Origin of the sequence: Streptomyces flaveus (assembly GCF_014647675.1) — a bacterium.
GTDB classification, from domain to species: Bacteria; Actinomycetota; Actinomycetes; order Streptomycetales; family Streptomycetaceae; genus Streptomyces; species Streptomyces flaveus.
Genome location: NZ_BMPQ01000017.1, coordinates 37,427 through 56,099 on the forward strand (window position 1 = coordinate 37,427; position 18,673 = coordinate 56,099).

Sequence of the window (18,673 nt, forward strand, 5' to 3'; positions counted from 1 at the left end):
ACCGTTTCCGGTCGGCCCGTGAACCTCACCTCCCTCGCCGTTGCCCCGCACATCACCTCTGACCATCAACGCCGTATCCCTGCCGTATCCCTCAGGAGTACACATGACCGTCCAGGATTCCCCCACCGACATCGACGCCTTCGCCGCAGAATGGGAGGCGTGGCACCTGCGGAAGGATTCCGCGCTCGCCCACGAGCACGGATTCCTCGCCGTCACCGGCCTGCACTGGCCGGCCACCGACCCCCAGCGCTTCCCCGATGCGCCCGGTACCTGGTCGACAGGCGACGACGGCATCACCGTCGTGCTCGGCGAGGGGGAGGAACTCGTCGTCGACGGCACCGCGGTGCGCGGACGACACGCTTTCGGTGTCATCCCGGAGCGCGGCGGCGTCAACGCCGTCTGGGGGGATGCGGTGATCGAGATCGCCAAGCGCGGCGGCCACCACCTGATCCGGCCACGGCACCCAGAGCATCCGCTGCGCACCGCGTTCACCGGGACGCCCACGTACGCGCCGGACCCGCGCTGGGTGGTCACCGGCACGTACACCCCCTTCGCCGAGCCGCGACCGACCACCGTGGGCGCCGCCGTCGAGGGGCTGCAGCACGTCTACGACGCGCCCGGCAGGATCCGCTTCCGGATCGACGGCCGGGAACTGGGCCTGACCGCGTTCAACGGGCGCGCACCGGGCAGCCTCATGGTGTTGTTCACCGACGCGACCTCCGGCGTGACCACGTACGCGGCGAACCGCGCCCTGCAGATCGCCGCCCCCGGGCCCGACGGCGCCGTGGTGCTGGACTTCAACCGCGCCACCAACCTGCCGTGCGCCTACACCGACTTCGCGACCTGCCCACTGCCGCCCGCCGAGAACCGGCTCCCCGTCGCAGTCGAGGCCGGTGAGAAGATCCCCCACGAGCGGAAGCCGATCGCGCAGTGAGCACCTCGTCCCTCCCCCCGGAAACGGTGCCGGCCTGAGCCCATCCACTGCCGTGGGCCGCCGAGCGGGGCGCGAATTTCAGTATGCGGGAAATTTCGTCTCGCATATCGATACCGGGTTGTCCCGCACGGCGTGATCGATCAGTCTTCTGTCCATGTCCAGTCACCGCCTCTCCGAACGCGCCGGCTTCCGCCTGGTGCTCATCGGTGTGCACGCGCACGCGGTGTCCGACATCGACTGTCGCTGAGTCCCGGGCTCGAAGAGGCGCTGCTCGCCTCCCCGTTGTCACCATCCCGAGCCCGATCCGGCACGACCACTCTTCCCGTGTCGTCGGTGCGGTCTCGCACAACTCAGCGCTCACAGCCAGCTGTTCACTGCCTTCCGACGGCACTACCGCCCCGAAAGGCAGCCATCCCCCCATGCGTGAACGCAGACTGATATCCCAGCGCGCCACCGTGACCGCCGTCAGCCTTGCCCTCCTTGGAGGACTCGCGGCCTGCTCCGGGCCGAAGGACAACGCCGCGAACTCCGGAGAAGGCGGCGGAAAGCCCGCCAAGGGCGGCAAGCTCACCGTGCTCAACTCCGAGGCGCAGTCGGACTTCGACCCGGCCCGCCTGTACACCTCCGGCGGCGGCAATGTCCCCTCGCTGGTCTTCCGTACGCTGACGACCCGCAACCGGGCGGCCGGTGCCGCGGGCACGAAGGTGGTCCCCGACCTCGCCACGGACCTCGGCACCCCCAGCAAGAACGCCACGGTGTGGACGTACACGCTCAAGGAGGGGCTGAAGTTCGAGGACGGCTCCGCCATCACGTCCACCGACATCAAGTACGGCGTGGAGCGGTCCTTCGCCGCCGAACTCTCCGGCGGGGCCCCGTACTTGCGCGACTGGCTGATCGGCGGCGACACCTACCAGGGCCCCTACGAGTCCGGCAAGGGCAAGAAGACGCTCGACTCCATCGAGACGCCGGACGAACGGACCATCGTCTTCAAGCTGAAGAAGCCCGTCGGTGACTTCCCCTACCTGGCGACCCAGACTCAGTTCGCGCCCGTGCCCAAGGACAAGGACACCGGCACCAAGTACGAGGAACACCCGGTCTCCTCCGGACCGTACAAGGTCGTCAAGAACACCAACGACGGCGAACGGCTCCAGCTGGAGCGCAACCCGCACTGGTCCGAGAAGGCCGACGACCAGCGCAAGGCATACGCCGACACCGTCGACGTGCGCTCCGGACTCGACCCGGCGGTCATCAACCAGCGGCTGTCGACCAGTTCGGGGGACGACGCGAGCGCGGTCACGACGGACACGAACCTCGGCCCCGCCGAGCTTGCCCAGATCGGCCAGGACAAGGCCCTGAAGTCCCGGGTCGGCGTCGGGCACTTCGGTTACACCAACTACCTGGCGTTCAACCCGAAGGTGAAACCGTTCGACAAGCCCGAGGTACGGCAGGCGATCTCGTACGCGATCGGCCGTAGCAGCGTCATCAACGCCGTGGGCGGCTCCTCGCTGGCCGAGCCCGCCACCACCTTCCTGCCGAACCAGAAGGCCTTCGGCCACACGCCGTACAACCACTTCCCGGCGGGCAAGAACGGTAACCCGGCGAAGGCCAAGGAGGTGCTGGCGAAGGCCGGTTACAAGAGCGGGCTCACCGTGACCCTCACCCACTCCACCGACGAGGGCGAGATGGGACCCAAGGTCGCCTCGGCCGTACAGCAGTCCCTGGCGAAGGCCGGCATCACGGTGAAGCTCAAGGGCCTGGAGGGCAACGCCTACAACGAAAAGCGCTGGGCCGCCGCCGACGCACCCGGGTTCTTCCTCAGCCGCTGGGGCGCCGACTGGCCCGCCGGCTACCCGTTCCTCGCCCCGATCTTCGACGGCCGGCAGATCGTCAAGGACGGCGCCAACTTCAACAACGCGCAGCTCAACGACCCCGCGATCAACAAGGAGTTCGACGAGATCCACGAGCTCACCGACCTGAACGCCGCGGCCGAGCGGTGGGGCGCCCTGGACCAGAAGATCGGTGAGCAGGCCCTCACCGTGCCGCTCTACCACCCGGTCTACCAGCGGCTGGTCGGCAAGGACATCAAGAACGTCGTCATCAGCGACTGGACCGGCGTCCTCGACATCTCGCAGGTGGCGGTCAAGTAATGACCGTGCAGGACGTGTTGACTCCCGGGGCGGGCGAACCGGCCGCCCCGGGGCCGGCGGCGGGGGCCCGCGGTGCGTGGCGCAGGCTGCGCACCAGGCCCTCGGCCGTCGTCGCGGGCGCGGTGCTCGCCGCGCTGATCCTCGCCGCGATCGCCGCGCCGCTGCTCACGGCGATCGCCGGCCAGGACCCGTACACCTACCACGACGAGCTGGTCGACTCCGCGAGCGGCGGCGCACCGAAGGGCTCCTTCGGCGGTGTCAGCGGCGAGCACTGGCTGGGGGTCGAACCGGGCACCGGCCGCGATCTGTTCGCCCGGCTGGTGTACGGGGCCCGGGTGTCGCTGCTCGTGGCGGCGGGGGCGACGGTGCTGCAGGTGGTGATCGGTGTGAGCGTGGGCCTGGCCGCGGCGCTCGGCAGCAGGTGGGCGGACCAGATTCTCAGCCGGGTCACCGATGTGATGGTGGCGCTGCCGATGCTGGTCCTCGCCATCGCGCTGACCACCGTCGTACCCGACGACTTCCCGCGCCCGCTGCTGCTCGTCCTGGTCATGGGCGCTCTCAACTGGGGCGGCACCTCCCGGGTCGTACGGGCCCAGACCCTGACCCTGCGCCGTCTCGACTTCGTCGCCGCGGCCCGGCTCGGCGGCTCGGGCCCGTTGCGTGTGGTCCGGCGGGAGCTGTTGCCGTCGCTCGCGGCGCCCGTCATCACCTACGCGGCCATCCTCCTGCCGTCCAACATCGTGCTGGAGGCGTCGCTGTCGTTCCTCGGCATCGGCGTGAAGCCGCCCACGCCCTCGTGGGGTCAGATGCTGTCGACGGCGACCACCTGGTTCCGTGCCGACCCGATGTACGTCCTGCTGCCGTCCGGGCTGCTGTTCGTCACCGTCCTCGCCTTCACCGTGCTGGGCGACGCGGTGCGCACCGCGCTCGACCCGCGGGAGGCGAGCCGGCTGCGGGTGGGCACCCGCAAGGAGAAGACCCGTGACTGACCGTTTCCCGTTCCCGGGCGTGCGCTTCGCGGCGAAGCGCCTGTTGGGTGCCGTACTGGTCCTGCTGGTGCTGTCCGCCGTCCTGTACGCGCTCTTCTATCTCGTCCCCGGCGACCCCGCGCAGCTCGCGTGCGGGGAGCGCTGCAATCCGGCCCAGGTGGCGCAGGTGCGCGAACAACTCGGGCTCGACGAGCCGGCGTACGCCCAGTATCTGCACTTCCTGCAGGGCGTGTTCGCGGGCCGCGACTACTCGGCGGGCACCTCGCTGCAGCACTGCGCCGCACCCTGCCTGGGCCTGTCCCACCAGAACGACCAGCAGGTCACCACGCTGATCGTGGAAGGGCTCCCGGCCACCGCCTCGCTCGCCTTCGGTGCGATGGTGGTGTGGCTGACGCTGGGTGTCGGTACGGGTCTGCTGTCCGCGCTGCGCCGCGGCGGGGCGACCGAGCGCGTGCTGACCGTCCTCACGCTGGCCGGGACCGGCACCCCGGTCTTCATCCTGGGTCTGCTGCTGCTCATGGCCGTGTGCGCCTATCTGCAATGGCTGCCGTTCCCGTCGTACGTACCGCTGTCCCAGGACCCCGAGCAATGGGCCTGGAACATGCTGCTGCCCTGGCTGACGCTGGGCCTCTTCGAGAGCGCGAAGTACGCCCGGCTCACGCGTTCGTCCACCCTCGAGGTCCTCGCGGAGGACCACATCCGCACCTTCCGCGCGTACGGGGTGAGTGAACGTGCCGTCGTCGCGCGGCACGCGCTGCGCGGGGCGCTGCCCCCGGTGATCGCCCTGAGCGCTTTGGATCTGGGGTCGATGATGGGCGGCGCGATGCTCACCGAGCAGCTCTTCGGCCTCCCGGGCCTGGGCCGGCTCCTCATCGACAGCGTCCGCTCCGTCGACCTGCCGGTCGTCGTCGGTGTGGTCCTCGTCATCGGGACGGCCGTGGTCCTCGCCAACGCCGTCGCGGACGTCCTCTACGCCCTGGCCGACCGAAGGGTGGTCCTGACATGACACCGGAGCAGCCGACGGGCTCGGCGGCCAAGACAGCCGAGACACCTGAGACAGCTGAGACGGCGGAACCGTCGTCCGAACCGCTGATCGACGTCCAAGGTCTGACCATCGACTTCCCCACGGGCGAGGAGACCCTACGAGCAGTCGACGACCTCTCCTTCCGGCTCACCGCCGGGCAGGCCCTCGGCATCGTGGGCGAGTCCGGTTCCGGCAAGAGCACGGTCGCCGCGGCGCTGCTGGGCCTCCATCGCGGCACCGGAGCACGCCTGACCGGCACCGTACGGGTCGGCGGGATCGACGTGGGGGCCGCGTCCGTGCGGGAGTTGCGGCGCCTGCGCGGCGGCACCGCCGCCATGGTCTTCCAGGACCCGCTGTCCTCCCTCGACCCCTACATGGCCGTCGGCGACCAGATCGCCGAGGTCCACCGGACCCACGCCCCGCACGTCTCCCGGCGAGCCGCGCGGGAACGCGCGGTGACCGTGCTGGACAGGGTCGGCATCCCAGACGCGGAACGCCGCTCCCGGTCCCGGCCGCACGAATTCAGCGGCGGCATGCGGCAGCGCGCCCTGATCGCGATGGCGCTCGCCTGCGAGCCGCGGCTGCTGGTGGCCGACGAGCCGACCACCGCACTGGACGTGACAGTTCAGGCCCAGATCCTCGACCTGCTGCACGACCTGCGCGAGGAGACCGGCATGGGCCTGATCCTGGTCTCCCACGACCTGGGTGTGATGGCGGGCAGCGTGGAGGACATGCTGGTCATGAAGAACGGGCGCGCCGTCGAGCGCGGCCCGGTCGGCACAGTCCTCAGCGCCCCGCAGCAGCCGTACACCCGCGAACTGCTGACCGCCGTGCCCCGGGTGGAGACCCGCCGTACCCCGGTCGCCCCCGCGGCTGCCGTCTCATCCGCATCCGGCCCAGACGTCCTGCTGGAAGCGGTGGAGGTGCGCAGGGAGTTCGGGCGCAGGAAGGACCGCACGGTCGCCGTGGACGGGGTGTCGCTGACCGTGGCGCAGGGCGAGACCCTCGGCATCGTCGGCGAGTCGGGCAGCGGCAAGACCACGCTGGGCCGGATGCTGGTCCGCCTGCTGGAGCCGAGCGCCGGCTCCGTCCGTTACGCCGGGCGCGAGCTGACCGGTGTCCGCAGCGACCTGCAGATGGTGTTCCAGGACCCGGTCTCCTCGCTCAACCCGCGCCGCAGCATCGGCGAGTCCATCGCCGACCCGCTGCACGCCGCCGGAACCCTCACCGACGCGGAGATCACACGGCGCGCGCGGGAACTCCTGGAGCGCGTCGGGCTCGACCCCCAGTGGTACCACCGCTATCCGCACGAGTTCAGCGGCGGTCAGCGCCAGCGCGTCGGCATCGCCCGGGCCCTCGCACCCGGACCCGGACTCATCGTGTGCGACGAGCCGGTCTCCGCACTCGACGTCACCACCCAGGCACAGGTCCTGGACCTCCTGGCACAGCTCCAACGCGACCTCGGGCTCGGCTTGGTGCTGATCGCCCACGACCTCGCGGTGGTGCGACAGGCCAGCGACCGCGTGATGGTCATGCGCCAGGGCACCGTCGTCGAGGAGGGCCCTGCGGACAGGGTCTACGACGCCCCCCAGGACCCCTACACCAAGGCCCTGCTGGCCGCGGTCCCGGTGCTCGACCCGGCGGAGGCGGCCCTGCGCCGTGCGGCTCGCAGGGGCAGCGACGGCGGGGTACTCAGGGCGGCTGCCGGTTAGCCTGCCCGGTGTGTGTCCGCCGTGGTTGCCCCGATGTGGCCGGGGCAACCACAGCTGATCCTGGCCGGGGAGGGGCATGGCTGGGGGCGGGCGCCCCGGTCCTCCCTCTCCCCCGGCCCGGCACCTACCGACCGTCACCCATGCCCGTGATCAGAGGATCAGCATCGCCGGGTCCGCCGGCAGCGCCCGAGCGAAGGCGGCCATCCGCCGGGCGTATCCGCCAGGGTCGCCGAAGTGCACTGCGAGGTGTTCGGCTCCGGCGGCCCGGAAGGCCTCGGCGGTGCGGGCGGCCTCGCCGACGGTGCGGTCCGGGCCGTGCCAGTCGATCCGGGTGCCGGGGGACACAGCGCGGCCGTCCGTACGCGCCCGCAGGTACGCCAGCCGTTCGCCGAACGCCGTCGGGTCCAGGCCCACGCCCTGCCAGACGTCGGCGTACCGGGCCGCCCGGCGCAGGGCGGCGTCGGTGACACCGCCGGTCATCACCGGCACCGGACCGTCGGGGCGCGGCTCGAAGACGCCCGTCTCGAAGCCGTACCAGCGGCCCTCGAAGGGGCCCCGGCCGGCCCGGAACAGGTGCCGGAGCAGTGCGATGGCCTCGTCCGTGCGGGCCGCCCGGCTCCTGAAGTCGGCGCCGACGGCGGTGAACTCGCGTTCGTCCCAGCCGATCCCCACACCCAGGGTGATCCGCCCGCCGGACAGCCCGTGGAGGGTCGCGACCTGTTTGGCCACCACGAAAGGACTGCGCAGGGGCAGGACGAGTACGGAGGTGCCGAACCGGATCCGGGTGGTCGCGGCTGCCAGCCAGCCCATGGTCACCAGCGGTTCGAGGACCCCTCCGTACACCGGGCCGTATTCACCGGGCGGCAGGATGTGATCGGGGAGCCATGCCGTGTCGTAGCCGAGGGCCTCGGCCTGCTGCGCCAGGTCGGCGAGTCGGCGCGGGTCGGCCCCCGCGGCCTCGTTCGGGAGGACGACCTGCAGCTTCACTCCCCCCCACCGTCCTTCCCTTCCGAAAGCGAAAGGAAGTGGAGAAAGTCGAGGACGGGCTTCAGCCACTCCTCCGACCGCTCGACCATGACCACATGGTCGCTGTCGATCTCCGTGTACCGCGCGCCGCGGATCCCGGCCGCCAGGGCGCGGGAGCCGGCAGGCAGGACCATGCTGTCGGCGGTCGTCGCGACGACCAGCGTCGGGGCGGCGACTTCGGCCAGGTCACCGGTGGTGTCGAGGGAGGGGATCAGGTCGATGTGCGGGTGGAGTGCGGGCGGCACCTCGGCCCGCCAGCCGGGGAGGAGGCCGAGCACATGGTCGTCGGGCCGCGCAAACCCGGCGGTCAGTACGAGCGCGGTCACCCGCTCGGGATGGCGTACGGCGGCGCGCACCGCCACCAGCGTGCCGAGCGAGAAGCCGAGCACCGCGAACCGCCCGACGCCGCGCCGTACGGCGGAGTCGACGACAGCGTCCGTGAGCTCATCGAGGTCCAGTGGGGCGGCGGCGACCGGGGTGCCACCCGAGCCGGGGTAGTCCGGGGCGACGACGGTGTGGGCGGCGGCGAGGGCGGGCAGAACCGGGGCGAAGTTGTCTTCGATGCTGCCGGTGGCTCCGTGGGCGAGCAGCAGTCCTGGGCCGGTTCCGGTGACGGTGGTGACGAGGGCGGGGAATGAATCGCGCATGCCTCGTACGTTGACCCATCACACCGGTGTGAAGGTCAAGTCCCAGGCGTGGTGAGGAGAATCGGTGCTGATAGGCGAGCTGTCACGGCGGACCGGAGTTGTGGCCCGGCTGCTGCGGTACTACGAGGAGCAGGGCCTGCTGTGCCCCGACCGCGACAGCAGCGGATACCGCGTGTACGCGCCCGACGCCCCGTACACCGTCGCCCGCATCCGGGGCATGCTGGCGGCCGGGCTGACCACCGACGCCATCCGCGAGATGCTGCCGTGCGCCACCGACGCCGGGCCGGGGATCGAGCCCTGCCCGGAGGTACTGCGGACAATGACCGCGCACCTGGAGCGGATGGACGCGGACATCGAGGATCTGCGCCGCCGCCGGGCCGCGCTGGCCGCGTTCCGTGACGCGACCGAGGCGCGGCAGAGGCGGGCGCGGGCCCGCTGAAGGGCGCCGGCCGCCTTCCAACGACCCCAGCGGGACGTTCCACTTGACGTTCTTGAGGTTGTAGCCCTCAGTGCCGAAGATCTTCACTGTGCGGGAATTCATGGTGATGCGGGGGCACCTTGCCCAGCACGATCCGCCGCTGACGCCCCGTGATGCTGCTCGTGGCGGGCTGGGCCAACGGCCATCCGGCGCTCACGTCCAGCAGCCGCAGGTCAGGTCGCGCCCCATTCGTGGGCCAGCGCGGCCGACAAGCAAGCCGACGCGCTTCTCGCCGGCCAGAGGTCAAGTGGCGGTGACTGGCAGCACGTCCGGCGAAAGCGCCGCTGCCCGCGCCGCGGCGCTCGTCATCCGCCTGCGGTGATGACGTCGGCAGAGCACCTCGTACCCGACTTCCGCCGCCGACTTGGCCACGTCGCCCACGACGACCTGCTCCCCCTCGACGACCATCTCTCCATCCACGGTGCGCGCATTGTGCGTGGCCCGAGCACCGCACCAGCACATCGCCTCGACCTGCAAAGTCTCCAGGCGATCGGCAAGTTCGATCAGACGCTGGGAGCCAGGGAAGAGCCTCGTCCGAAAGTCAGTGGTGATGCCGAACGCGAAGACGTCCAGCTCCAAGTCGTCCACGATCCGGGCCAGTTGGTCGATCTGCCCGGACAGCAGGAACTGGGCTTCGTCCACGATCACGTAGTCGACCCGGCCACCCCGAGACAACTGCTCCACCACATATCCGTACAACTCCAGCCCCGGCCCCGCCTCCACCGCGTCGGTCACCAGCCCCAGACGCGACGAGAGCTTGCCCTCACCGGCACGGTCGTCACGCGTGAAGATCAACCCCTGCAGCCCACGCGCCGAACGGTTGTGCTCGATCTGGAGAGCCAGCGTCCTTTTGCTTGACTATCCACCAACTTCCCCCCTTGAGGGACATGACTCTGCGTCTTCTCGGCTCCCGCTTGGGAGGCGCCAGCGCACAACCCACTCGCTCCGCAGCGGGAACGTGCCCGCGCCGCCACTCATGCCGCGCACGCACGCTCGACCGTTGAGGAGCACAAGGCCACCCGGCCCGTCCTCCGATCGTGTCCCCCGCGGACACCGTCTGCGCATTCGGCGGCGGAAGGGCTGCTTATGCATGCAGATCCGGAAGGTGATCGAGCCGCTGTTCACCGATGAGGACTTCGCGGATCTGTTCCCGCGGCGTGGTCAACCCGCCTGGCCACCAGAGCAGTTGGCGATCGTGTCGGTACTGCAGCTCGTGGAGGCCTGTCGGACCGCCAGGCGGCGGCTGCTGAACCGCTCCGGTTCTGATGGAGGCTGTCGCTCGGTCAAGACTTGAGCCATCCGCCAAGCTGGCGTGGTCATTGCGTGCCGAGCTTGTCGGGAGGCGGGCCGCCATCGTCGGTGAAGAATTGCCAGATTGTGATCATGGCTAGGAGTTGGGCGATCAGACAGGCCGTCTGCAGCGAGAAATATCGCATCTGATAGATCGAAAACAATAGCCCGAGACGGCTGGCCCTCAGCTCCTCAGACACCGGCCTGGTCGAGTGCGCTCTGCAGGGACTGCTTGTAGCCCTCGCTCGTGTACGTGGCACCGGACACCGTGTGCCCGGCCGCAGCCCGGCCAGCGCCGCGCTGTGCCCGCCGCGTTCACCAGCCGGTCGGCGGTGGTCGCGGCGACGGCGGGGGCGTTCCGCCACTACAGCCACAGGACGGCGGCGGCACCCGCCCAGGCGAGCACCAGCAATGGTGCCGCGGGGGAACGCCGCGGGCGTATCCGGCGGTTGGCCTGCCGTCTCCCCGCCCGGCCGTGCTGGATCGTCGTCAAGGCCGTACTTCCCTCTGCTTGCTTTGTGCCACGGCACCATAGACCTGCCGGTTGGCTGAAAATCGTCGGGCAAGGCGATGGCGGCGGCACCCGCCGCGGCGGCCCAAGGAGATCCACTCGGGTTGGTCCTTCCCTCGTGCGGCCCGGCCGACTCGCGCCCTTCTGCTCAACACCCCTCTCTCGTAACGTCATCACAGTTTGAAGTGGTCATGACGAAGGAAGGGATTTCATGGGCAGAGGTCTGCTTTCGCTGGTTCTCACCGCGGTCACCGGTGCCGCGTTACTCGCTGCTCCACAGGACGCTGCTCCACAGGACGCTGCCGTTCCGGCGGCCGCCACCACGCCGCCCACACCGCCCGACGTGTACCGGCCGGTCCGTGGACCGGCCGCCCCGGCCGAGTACCGCTACCTCCAGAAGACCCTGCCGGGAGAGTCGATTCCGCGCCACGCCCACGACCTCGCCGCGGCACAGGCGCGCGAACTGCCCACCGCCGGCGGGCGTTGGAAGGCCGTCGGGCCCACCAACATCGGCGGGCGCGTGGTCTCCCTCGCGCTCGACCCCCAGCGCGCCGACACCCTGTACGCGGCGGCCGCCAGCGGCGGGCTCTGGCGCAGCACCGATGCCGGAGCGACGTTCCACTCGGTGTGGCCCGACAGCTGGACCCAGGCCATGGGCGCGGTCGCCACCGCGCCGGACGGCACCTTGTACGTCGGAACCGGTGAACCCAACCCCGGCGGCGGAAGCATCACGTACGAGGGGACGGGGCTGTACCGCAGCACCGACGGCGGCGCCCACTGGAAGCCGCTCGGCCTGCGCGACTCCGGAGCGATCAGCGCCATCACCATCGACCCCGCCAACCCCCGCCGCATCTACGTCGCCGCGGCCGGATCGCTGTACAACGGCGGCGGCGACCGGGGCGTGTACCGCTCGGAGGACGGCGGCGCCACCTGGGAGCGGATCCTCGCGGGCGCCAACGAGTTCACCGGCGCCACCGAGATCGTCGTCGACGGCGACCGGCTCTACGCCGTGCTGTGGGACCACCGCCGCCGCCCCGACCTGCGGACGTACGGCGGTGTCGGCTCCGGTGTCTTCCGCAGCACGGACGGCGGCGAGAGCTGGCAGCGGCTCGGCGGCGGCCTACCCGCCCAGGGTCCCGACGTGGGACGTATCGGTCTCGGCGTCGCGGGCGACCGGCTCTATGCGATCGTCAACAAGTCCAACGGTTCCTTCGAGGGCTTCTACGCCTCCACCGACGGCGGCAACAGCTGGAACCGCACCCCCGCCAACCAGGCCCTCACCGACTCGCAGTCCACCTTCGGCTGGTGGTTCGGCAAGGTGTGGATCGACCCCCGGGACACCGAGCACGTGCATGTGGCCGGGGTCGCCCTGCTGACCACGAAGGACGGCGGCGACACCTGGAGCGCCGACGACACGAGCATGCACGTCGACCACCACGCCATGGTGTGGGACCCGCGCCGCCCCGGCCGCGTCTACCTCGGCAACGACGGCGGCGTCTACCGCTCCGACTCCGGCGGCGACGGCGGCTGGGTCAAGTCCCGCCACCAGCCGTACACCCAGCTCTACAGCGCGGCGATCAGCCCGCAGGACGTCTCCAGGATCTCGGGCGGCGCGCAGGACAACGGCTCGCTGCGCTCCTGGGGCGGGGAGAAGTTCAACGAATACCTCGGCGGCGACGGCGAGGAGAACCTGATCAACCCCACCGACGTGGACAACGTCTTCGCCTGCTACCAGTACGGCAACTGCTTCCGCTCCACCGACGGCGGCGACACGCTCACGTACTTCGCCGACGCGACCGCCTATCTGCGCCGCAACTGGTTCACCCCGGTGGTCTTCGACCCCCGCGACCCGAAGGTCCTCTACTACGGCTCCGAAGTGCTCAACCGCTCCACGGACGGCGGCGTGACCTGGCAGCCCATCAGCCCGGACCTGAGCGGCGGCCCGGGCCCCGACCCCCTCTACACCAACTTCGGCACCATCACCTCGATCGCCCCGGCGGGCGACGGACGCACGGTGTACGTGGGCACGGACGACGGCCGTGTCTGGGTCACCAAGGATCTCGGGGCGACCTGGACGAAGCTGGCCGAGGGGCGGCCCTGGGTGACCCGCGTGGTCGTCGACCCGAAGAACCCCGAGCGGGTCTGGACCACGCACTCCGGCTACCGCTCCGGCTCCCCGCTCCCCCATGTGTACGGCAGCACCGACGGCGGCAGGCACTGGCGGAACCTTTCGGGCAACCTCCCCGCTGCCCCCGTCAACGACCTGGCCGTCGCGCGGGGCGGCCTGCTGTACCTCGCCACCGACCAGGGCGTGTTCACCAGCGTCACGGGCGGCGGCCTCTGGCTGCGCCTCGGCCGCGGCATGCCGCAGGTGCCGGTCGACGACATCGAGTACGACGCGGAGCACCGCCGCTTGGTGGCCGCGACGTTCGGCAGGGGCTTCTACGAACTGACCGCTCCCTGACCCGATTCCCCTCCGGGCGTCCCGAGACGAGATGAGCGGACGCCCGGAGTCCGGCCACCAGCAAGCGGGACGCCTGGCGGGACGCCCCCGGCGGAACGGCTTACCGCCGCAGTTCGGGACCGTGGCCCGAGCCGATACCTTCGTCGTCGCAGCCGACCCACATCGAGAGATCGTACGGCGTTTGCGGGATGAGCACGATCTCGGACTGCGCGGGGCCCGGCGTCGGCTCCTTCGCCGCCGAGCCCTCCCGCAACAGGTCCAGGTCCTCCCTCAGGCGGTCGGCGTCCTCCTGTACCCGGCGGACGTCCAACACGTCCCCGAGGCGGGTCTGCAGCCGACCCACTGATCGGACGAGGTCGATGAGAGCGTGCCGGGCGATGGCCAGTTCGTCGTGAACGGACACGGGGCCGCCTCCCTCCGGACAGGTTCGTGACAGGGCGTTCCGTGGACTGGTATGACGCAGGAGAGCGTCATAGGCCCATGGTGTCCGGGGCGACGACCGCGCACATGGGCCGTCAGGCCCTTCGGAAGGGGCCGAACAGCATGGGAGGGAGGCGCCGTTCGGGTTCCTCGGTCGGGCCATCGGGCCAGGCGCCGACCAGGCGTTACTCGGACCGACGGCGGATTGCCGCGAACAGGCGCCGCATGCCCAGCGCGTGCCCGCCCGTCCGACGAGCACGCCTGGGGCAAGGCCCGGGCCCGGACCGCGGGCACCCGCAGCTGCCGCAGGCCCGCGGCGAACACCAGTAACAGGCCGTCCTCCGAATCCAGCGGTCGCTCTCCTCGTCGGCGCCTACGTCGCCCACTACGGCTGGTACGAGATCCGCGTCCAGAACAACCCAGCCGCCAAGGAACCGGTCATCGATGCGGCCGGATCCGTCCATCGCGGCATCGCCGAGACGCTGAACGCCATCGGCCCCACGGTGATCGCTCTCGTCCTCGCGGGCCCTGTTCGTCACAGCCGTGGTGCTCGTCGGCTTCCGGCGGGCTCGAGGGGCCCGCCGGTCACCCGGTACGAACACCGGCGCCAGGCCGACGCCCAGCCACACCCCCTGAACGCGGGCGGCCGACGGGCCGACCGAGAGGTCAGACGGTCATGGTGGTGCCGTCGAAGCGGCTGAGCGTGAAGACGGCGTCCTTCAGCGCCGCCTCCTTGGCCTCGTGCAGCACGCCCATGGCGACCTCCTCGCCCAGCCGCACCGCCTCGGTGTAGTCGGTACGCCAGTGCACGCCGGCCATGTTCCGGCCGGTGGCGATGTTGGCGGCGACCTTGTTGAGCTCGCCGCCGACGGTGAGCCGGTCGGCGTCCGGGCCGGTGTACGGCTCCAGGGCGGTGCCGTCGGTGCTGGGCACCACCAGGCCGGGCAGGATGTCACCCAACTCGTTACACGGCTGCCGACCCCTGCGACTTGCCGTCGCCGTGGAGGAGTTGACCATGCGGCGCGACACCCTCACCGGCGGGCTGGCCGAGCTTCCGGTGCGGTGGTGACCGGCATGGGACGCGGCACCTGCGTGCATCATCCGCTCTTCGCGCGGCTCTATCCGTGGATGGGCAAGGCCATGGAGCGGGGCGGCATGGCCGAACAGCGCCAAGCCCTGCTCGCCCGGCTCACCGGCGAGGTGATCGAGGTCGGTGCCGACGACGGGCTCAACTTCCCGCACTACCCGGCCACCCGTCACCCGCGTCCTGGGCGTGGAACCGGAGCCGCACCTGCGAAGCTTCGCCCGCGCCGCCGCCGGCCAGGCGCCTGTGCCGGTCGAGGTTGTCGACGGCCTCGCCGAGCGGACACAGCGATCGGGAAATTTGAGGACATCCACACGGCCGTCCATCCCGGACGACCTGCGGGCAGAGCCCAACGTCCGACCGCTGCCGACCGTTTTGGGCCGGTGTATGGCGTCGGACGTCCACGCGGACGCGCGGTTCCTGGCGCTGGCTGTCCGCGTGGACTGACAGCTCAGTCGGCGACGGGCCGCTCCCCGTGCCGGACGGGGCAGCCGTGTACGCCGCCGACCGGGCGGGTGCCCAGTTCCTCCAGCCGGTAGCCGTTCGGATAGCCCTTGATCTCCCAGTTCTGCCGCGCGTGGTGCGGGGCGCGCCGTGGCGGCATCAGACGGACGGCGCGTCCGCGCAGCCGTACCGCGCGGCGGACGAACGCGCTCATGGCGGCGCTCGGCGGGGTATAGCGGAAGGCCCGCAGCAGCGGTTCGTCGAGCAGGGCCAGCGTCGCGGTGCGCAGCAGGGGGTGCAGCGGGCGCGGATACCAGGAGGCCATCAGGGCGAGCGTGGCGTCGGAGACCCGCCGCGCGTCCTCGTCCCAGGCGAAATGGGCTGCCTCATAGGTGTCGAGACAGTGCTCGAACTCCTCGTAGGTCTCAGGGATGTCCTTGATGCCCATGTGCTGGCCCAGCGCACGGTAGTGGACGGCGCTGGCCACGGTTTCGTGGCGCGACAGCTTTCGCCAGCCATAGGCGTCGATCCACCTTTTGGGCATCACGACGAACGTGCAGAGCACGTACCGCATGTCGTCGTTGCTGATGTCGTAGCTGCGGTGCATCTGGTTGATGCGGCGGATCGCCGTACGGCCCTGTTCGCTGTCGAAGCCGTGCTCGACGACGGCGTCGAGGAGCAGGGACGTGTCGTCGTACCGCTTCTGTGTCCGGTCGGTGAGCTCGGCCGTCTCGGCGAGCAGCCGCCCGATGCTGGGTACGGCGTACGTTCGGTACAGGGCGAGCTCAAGGGACCGGGTGAAGTCCCACGGAAACTCGTACGCCGACGCGAGCCGGTAGATCTCCGAGGCGTCCTTGCACGGGTCCAACCGCCGGATATGTTCCAGACGTTCGAAGCGCTTCACCACGCCGTCCCCTTCTGCCGCCGGGGCTCCAACTCTACGTTGAGAAGGAGGAGATGGGCGGCCAGCCAGAGCAGCCACGCAGGAGGATGAGGTTCCCGACTTGTATTGGCTGGAGCGGAGCGCGGTCGGGTTGGCCGGTTCGCCACCGCCGCGGCATTCGCGAATTACACCGGCGTCGCCCCGGTCGAGATCGCCAGCGCGGACAAGGCCCGCCACCGGAGCCACCGAGCGGACCCGCCTGCTCTGCTTCAGCGGCGCCGGATTCACCGCCGAGCTGCGCGGCATCGCGGACCGCGACCGGACGGTCGAGCTGATCGATCTGAACCGTCTCTACGAGGGCGAGTGGCAGCACCGCGCCCAGGCGCGGCGAGAGGTCAGGCCTGACACCAGCGCATGTCCAGCCCCGTGGAGTCCATGAGGACCTTGTTCAGCGCCTCGACCTCTCCGACGTCCTCGAAGCGCCCGCGTGACCCTGGATCAGGCGAACCCGTACACCACTTCTCAGGACGCGACCTGTCGGTCACCGACCTCGCGGCCTGCTATGAAAAACATCGAGGTCAGACCAGGCACAGGCCGGGCGTTTGCGATCACTCCGGAGCTGTCCGATGGTTGTTAGTGACCTTCATACGGCGTGAGCGGGGTGGTCTCTCGCAGGGCCGACGCGCCCGCCAGCGGTCGTCGTGGAGCCGATCGGACCGGGTCCGAAGCCGTGGGCGGTTCATCGCGTCGGTCCCCTCTCGGAAATCCGCAGGTCCGGAAGCCCGTCAGAAGACCGCCCGCTCTCTCAGGCCCCGGAGACCGCAGAAGCACATTTCCGTAAGTGCCCCCCACTGGCATCCGATGCAGGGCACCGGCGCAGCAGTTGCGCTACAGAAGGGACAACACCATGAGCACACGACTCACAAGGGCGGCCTTCGCGCTCGGTGCGGCCGGGCTGCTGGGACTGACGGCTGTGCCCGCCACGTCGGCCGGTGCAGCGCACAACGCGGCGCAGAACAACGCCACAGTCACGATCTTCCACGGCATCCCCGGGGCGACCGTGGACATCTACGCCAACGGCAAGAAACTGCTGTCCGACTTCACCCCAGGCTCGCTGAGTTCTCAGCTCTCCCTGCCCGCCGACTCCTACGACATCAAGATCTTCAAGGCCGGGGCCTCCTACTCCGGCACTCCCGTGGTGCAGAAGACGGTCGAGGTGTCCAGCGGCACCAACGCCAGCCTGACGGCCAACCTGAACACCGAGGGCCAGCCGGCGCTGAACGCCTTCCTCAACGACACGTCCCAGGTGCCGGGGGACAAGTCGAGGCTGATCGTGCGGCACGTGGCGGCCGCGCCCGCGGTTGACGTGCGGGCCGACGGCACTCCCGTCTTCAAGAACGTCGAGAACCCGCAGCAGAAGCAGGCGGACGTCCCCGCCGGGTCGGTCAACGCCGATGTCGTACTGGCCGGCACCACCACTGTCGCCATCGGACCCGCGAAACTCGACCTCGCGCCGGGCGCCAGCACCGTGGTCTACGCGTGGGGCAGCGCCGACGCCAAGAACCTCGCACTCAAGGTGCAGAAGCTGAGCGCTTCCGGATAGCCCCTGGCCCGGCGCCGAAAACGCTGTTGCAGAACACGTCGTACGCCGCCGGGGCTGTGCGCAGACGGGCCGCCGGCCACCACGTCGGTGTGCACGGAAGGCGCATGCCTAAGGACTTCCCTCTCTTCCGGGTCCCCGGCGGGGACTTGAGCCTGCGGCCAAGACCATCCGCCAGGGCCCATACTCCACCGCCCAGAGCCTGCCTCGTTCCATCCGCTCCAGAACTCACCGCCGCACCAGGCCCGAACGCTCACTCCGCTGCGACGGGCGCGATCAGCGAGCAAGTCCGCTCGCCTCCCCCTCCGACCGGAAGTCACGCGGAGGAGACCGGCAGCACGTCCGGCGACAGCGTCCCCGCCCTCGACGCGGAACTCGTCATCCGCCTGCGGTGATGACGCCGACACAGCACCTCATACCCCACCTCCGCCGCCGAGCCGGCCACATCCCCCACCACCACCTGCTCGCCCTCGACCACCATCTCCCCAGCCAGCGTGCGCGCGTTGTGGGTGGCTCGTGCACCGCACCAACACATCGCCTCGACCTGCAACGTCTCCACGCGGTCTGCAAGTTCGATCAAACGCTGCGAGCCAGGGAAGAGCTTGGTGCGGAAGTCCGTGGTGATGCCGAACGCGAAGACGTCCAAGTCGAGGTCGTCCACGATCCGGGCCAACTGGTCGATCTGCTCCGGCGCGAGGAACTGCGCCTCGTCCACGATCACGTAATCGACCTTGGCACCGTGCGACATCTGCTCCACCAGGTACCCGTACAGGTCCATGCCCGGAGCCGCCTCAACCGCGTCCGTGACCAAGCCCAAACGCGACGACAACTTACCCTCGCCGGCACGGTCATCCCGCGTGAAGATCACACCCTGCAGACCCCTTGCCGAACGGTTGTGCCCAATTTGAAGCGCCAAAGTCGACTTCCCGCAGTCCATGGTTCCGGAGAAGAACACCAGCTCGGGCATGGCGGGTTGAGCACCTTTCGGCGGAGGGGATTCGCGGAAGGGATTCCCGGGGC

General features: G+C 70.2%; 20 protein-coding genes and 1 pseudogene. 11 read left to right on the plus strand and 10 right to left on the minus strand.

The window, feature by feature from the left end:
- The first annotated feature begins 103 nt into the window (after nucleotides 1-103).
- From IEZ21_RS28505 to IEZ21_RS28525, 6 genes are all read left to right on the plus strand, one after another.
- A complete protein-coding gene (locus tag IEZ21_RS28505; protein ID WP_189324750.1) occupies nucleotides 104-934 on the plus strand; it encodes a DUF1684 domain-containing protein in 831 nt (276 codons plus the stop codon).
- 154 nt (nucleotides 935-1,088) lie between these two features.
- Nucleotides 1,089-1,181: an Ms4533A family Cys-rich leader peptide gene (locus tag IEZ21_RS48905; protein ID WP_373302317.1), complete on the plus strand. Its 93-nt coding sequence runs from the start codon at nucleotides 1,089-1,091 to the stop codon at nucleotides 1,179-1,181.
- A gap of 172 nt (nucleotides 1,182-1,353) precedes the next feature.
- The gene (locus IEZ21_RS28510) at nucleotides 1,354-3,081 is read left to right on the plus strand and encodes an ABC transporter substrate-binding protein (protein ID WP_189324751.1); all 1,728 of its coding nucleotides are present in this window, start codon (nucleotides 1,354-1,356) and stop codon (nucleotides 3,079-3,081) included.
- Nucleotides 3,081-4,070, plus strand: coding sequence for an ABC transporter permease (locus IEZ21_RS28515; protein WP_189324752.1), 990 nt, complete (start codon nucleotides 3,081-3,083; stop codon nucleotides 4,068-4,070). Before IEZ21_RS28510 ends, IEZ21_RS28515 begins: the two co-directional genes overlap by 1 nt.
- Nucleotides 4,063-5,076, plus strand: a complete 1,014-nt coding sequence (locus tag IEZ21_RS28520; RefSeq protein ID WP_246568208.1) for an ABC transporter permease — start codon at nucleotides 4,063-4,065, stop codon at nucleotides 5,074-5,076. Before IEZ21_RS28515 ends, IEZ21_RS28520 begins: the two co-directional genes overlap by 8 nt.
- Entirely contained in the window at nucleotides 5,073-6,806 is a 1,734-nt protein-coding gene (locus IEZ21_RS28525) for a dipeptide ABC transporter ATP-binding protein (protein ID WP_189324753.1), read from the plus strand. The genes IEZ21_RS28520 and IEZ21_RS28525 overlap by 4 nt, the downstream gene beginning before the upstream one ends.
- 150 nt (nucleotides 6,807-6,956) lie before the next feature.
- On the opposite strand, the gene IEZ21_RS28530 is transcribed toward IEZ21_RS28525, so the two are convergent.
- Nucleotides 6,957-7,793, minus strand: coding sequence for a TIGR03619 family F420-dependent LLM class oxidoreductase (locus tag IEZ21_RS28530; RefSeq protein WP_189324754.1), 837 nt, complete (start codon nucleotides 7,791-7,793; stop codon nucleotides 6,957-6,959).
- Nucleotides 7,790-8,479, minus strand: coding sequence for an alpha/beta fold hydrolase (locus tag IEZ21_RS28535; protein WP_189324755.1), 690 nt, complete (start codon nucleotides 8,477-8,479; stop codon nucleotides 7,790-7,792). The genes IEZ21_RS28530 and IEZ21_RS28535 overlap by 4 nt, the downstream gene beginning before the upstream one ends.
- 64 nt (nucleotides 8,480-8,543) lie before the next feature.
- Between IEZ21_RS28535 and IEZ21_RS28540 the strand changes: the two genes are divergently transcribed.
- Nucleotides 8,544-8,918, plus strand: coding sequence for a MerR family transcriptional regulator (locus IEZ21_RS28540; protein WP_189324756.1), 375 nt, complete (start codon nucleotides 8,544-8,546; stop codon nucleotides 8,916-8,918).
- Between the two features lie 282 nt (nucleotides 8,919-9,200).
- Here IEZ21_RS28540 and IEZ21_RS28545 read toward each other — a convergent pair whose 3' ends face one another.
- Nucleotides 9,201-9,800 carry a thymidine kinase gene (locus IEZ21_RS28545; RefSeq protein ID WP_189324847.1) on the minus strand — a complete coding sequence of 200 codons (600 nt, stop codon included), beginning with the start codon at nucleotides 9,798-9,800 and terminating at the stop codon, nucleotides 9,201-9,203.
- Between the two features lie 247 nt (nucleotides 9,801-10,047).
- Here IEZ21_RS28545 and IEZ21_RS28550 point away from each other — a divergent pair, with 247 nt between their 5' ends.
- A complete protein-coding gene (locus IEZ21_RS28550) occupies nucleotides 10,048-10,251 on the plus strand; it encodes a transposase (protein ID WP_189324757.1) in 204 nt (67 codons plus the stop codon).
- Between the two features lie 22 nt (nucleotides 10,252-10,273).
- On the opposite strand, the gene IEZ21_RS28555 is transcribed toward IEZ21_RS28550, so the two are convergent.
- The 3 genes and pseudogenes from IEZ21_RS28555 to IEZ21_RS48495 all read right to left on the minus strand — a co-directional run bounded on the left by IEZ21_RS28555 (nucleotide 10,274) and on the right by IEZ21_RS48495 (nucleotide 10,740).
- Complete coding sequence (locus IEZ21_RS28555; protein WP_189324758.1) at nucleotides 10,274-10,447, minus strand: DUF6185 family protein; 174 nt, start codon at nucleotides 10,445-10,447, stop codon at nucleotides 10,274-10,276.
- Nucleotides 10,440-10,520: pseudogene (locus IEZ21_RS28560) on the minus strand (FMN-binding protein); the annotation flags it as partial. The pseudogene IEZ21_RS28560 and the gene IEZ21_RS28555, both read right to left, overlap by 8 nt.
- 91 nt (nucleotides 10,521-10,611) lie before the next feature.
- The gene (locus tag IEZ21_RS48495; RefSeq protein WP_281399557.1) at nucleotides 10,612-10,740 is read right to left on the minus strand and encodes a hypothetical protein; all 129 of its coding nucleotides are present in this window, start codon (nucleotides 10,738-10,740) and stop codon (nucleotides 10,612-10,614) included.
- 229 nt (nucleotides 10,741-10,969) lie between these two features.
- On the opposite strand from IEZ21_RS48495, the gene IEZ21_RS28565 reads away from it, so the two are divergent.
- Nucleotides 10,970-13,222 (plus strand): WD40/YVTN/BNR-like repeat-containing protein, encoded by a 2,253-nt coding sequence (locus IEZ21_RS28565; RefSeq protein WP_189324759.1) that lies wholly within the window; start codon nucleotides 10,970-10,972, stop codon nucleotides 13,220-13,222.
- A gap of 100 nt (nucleotides 13,223-13,322) precedes the next feature.
- On the opposite strand, the gene IEZ21_RS28570 is transcribed toward IEZ21_RS28565, so the two are convergent.
- From IEZ21_RS28570 to IEZ21_RS28580, 3 genes are all read right to left on the minus strand, one after another.
- Nucleotides 13,323-13,625, minus strand: coding sequence for an Rv0250c family protein (locus IEZ21_RS28570; RefSeq protein WP_189324760.1), 303 nt, complete (start codon nucleotides 13,623-13,625; stop codon nucleotides 13,323-13,325).
- A 683-nt stretch (nucleotides 13,626-14,308) separates the two neighbouring features.
- Nucleotides 14,309-14,884, minus strand: coding sequence for a phosphatase PAP2 family protein (locus IEZ21_RS47075; RefSeq protein WP_213089367.1), 576 nt, complete (start codon nucleotides 14,882-14,884; stop codon nucleotides 14,309-14,311).
- Nucleotides 14,885-15,177: 293 nt separating this feature from the next.
- Complete coding sequence (locus tag IEZ21_RS28580) at nucleotides 15,178-16,074, minus strand: oxygenase MpaB family protein (protein WP_189324848.1); 897 nt, start codon at nucleotides 16,072-16,074, stop codon at nucleotides 15,178-15,180.
- 105 nt (nucleotides 16,075-16,179) lie between these two features.
- Here IEZ21_RS28580 and IEZ21_RS47080 point away from each other — a divergent pair, with 105 nt between their 5' ends.
- The gene (locus IEZ21_RS47080; protein ID WP_213089368.1) at nucleotides 16,180-16,458 is read left to right on the plus strand and encodes a transposase; all 279 of its coding nucleotides are present in this window, start codon (nucleotides 16,180-16,182) and stop codon (nucleotides 16,456-16,458) included.
- Nucleotides 16,459-16,960: 502 nt separating this feature from the next.
- Entirely contained in the window at nucleotides 16,961-17,656 is a 696-nt protein-coding gene (locus IEZ21_RS28590; protein WP_189324761.1) for a DUF4397 domain-containing protein, read from the plus strand.
- Between the two features lie 313 nt (nucleotides 17,657-17,969).
- Here IEZ21_RS28590 and IEZ21_RS28595 read toward each other — a convergent pair whose 3' ends face one another.
- Nucleotides 17,970-18,620 (minus strand): thymidine kinase, encoded by a 651-nt coding sequence (locus tag IEZ21_RS28595; protein ID WP_189324762.1) that lies wholly within the window; start codon nucleotides 18,618-18,620, stop codon nucleotides 17,970-17,972.
- Between the last annotated feature and the right edge of the window lie 53 nt (nucleotides 18,621-18,673).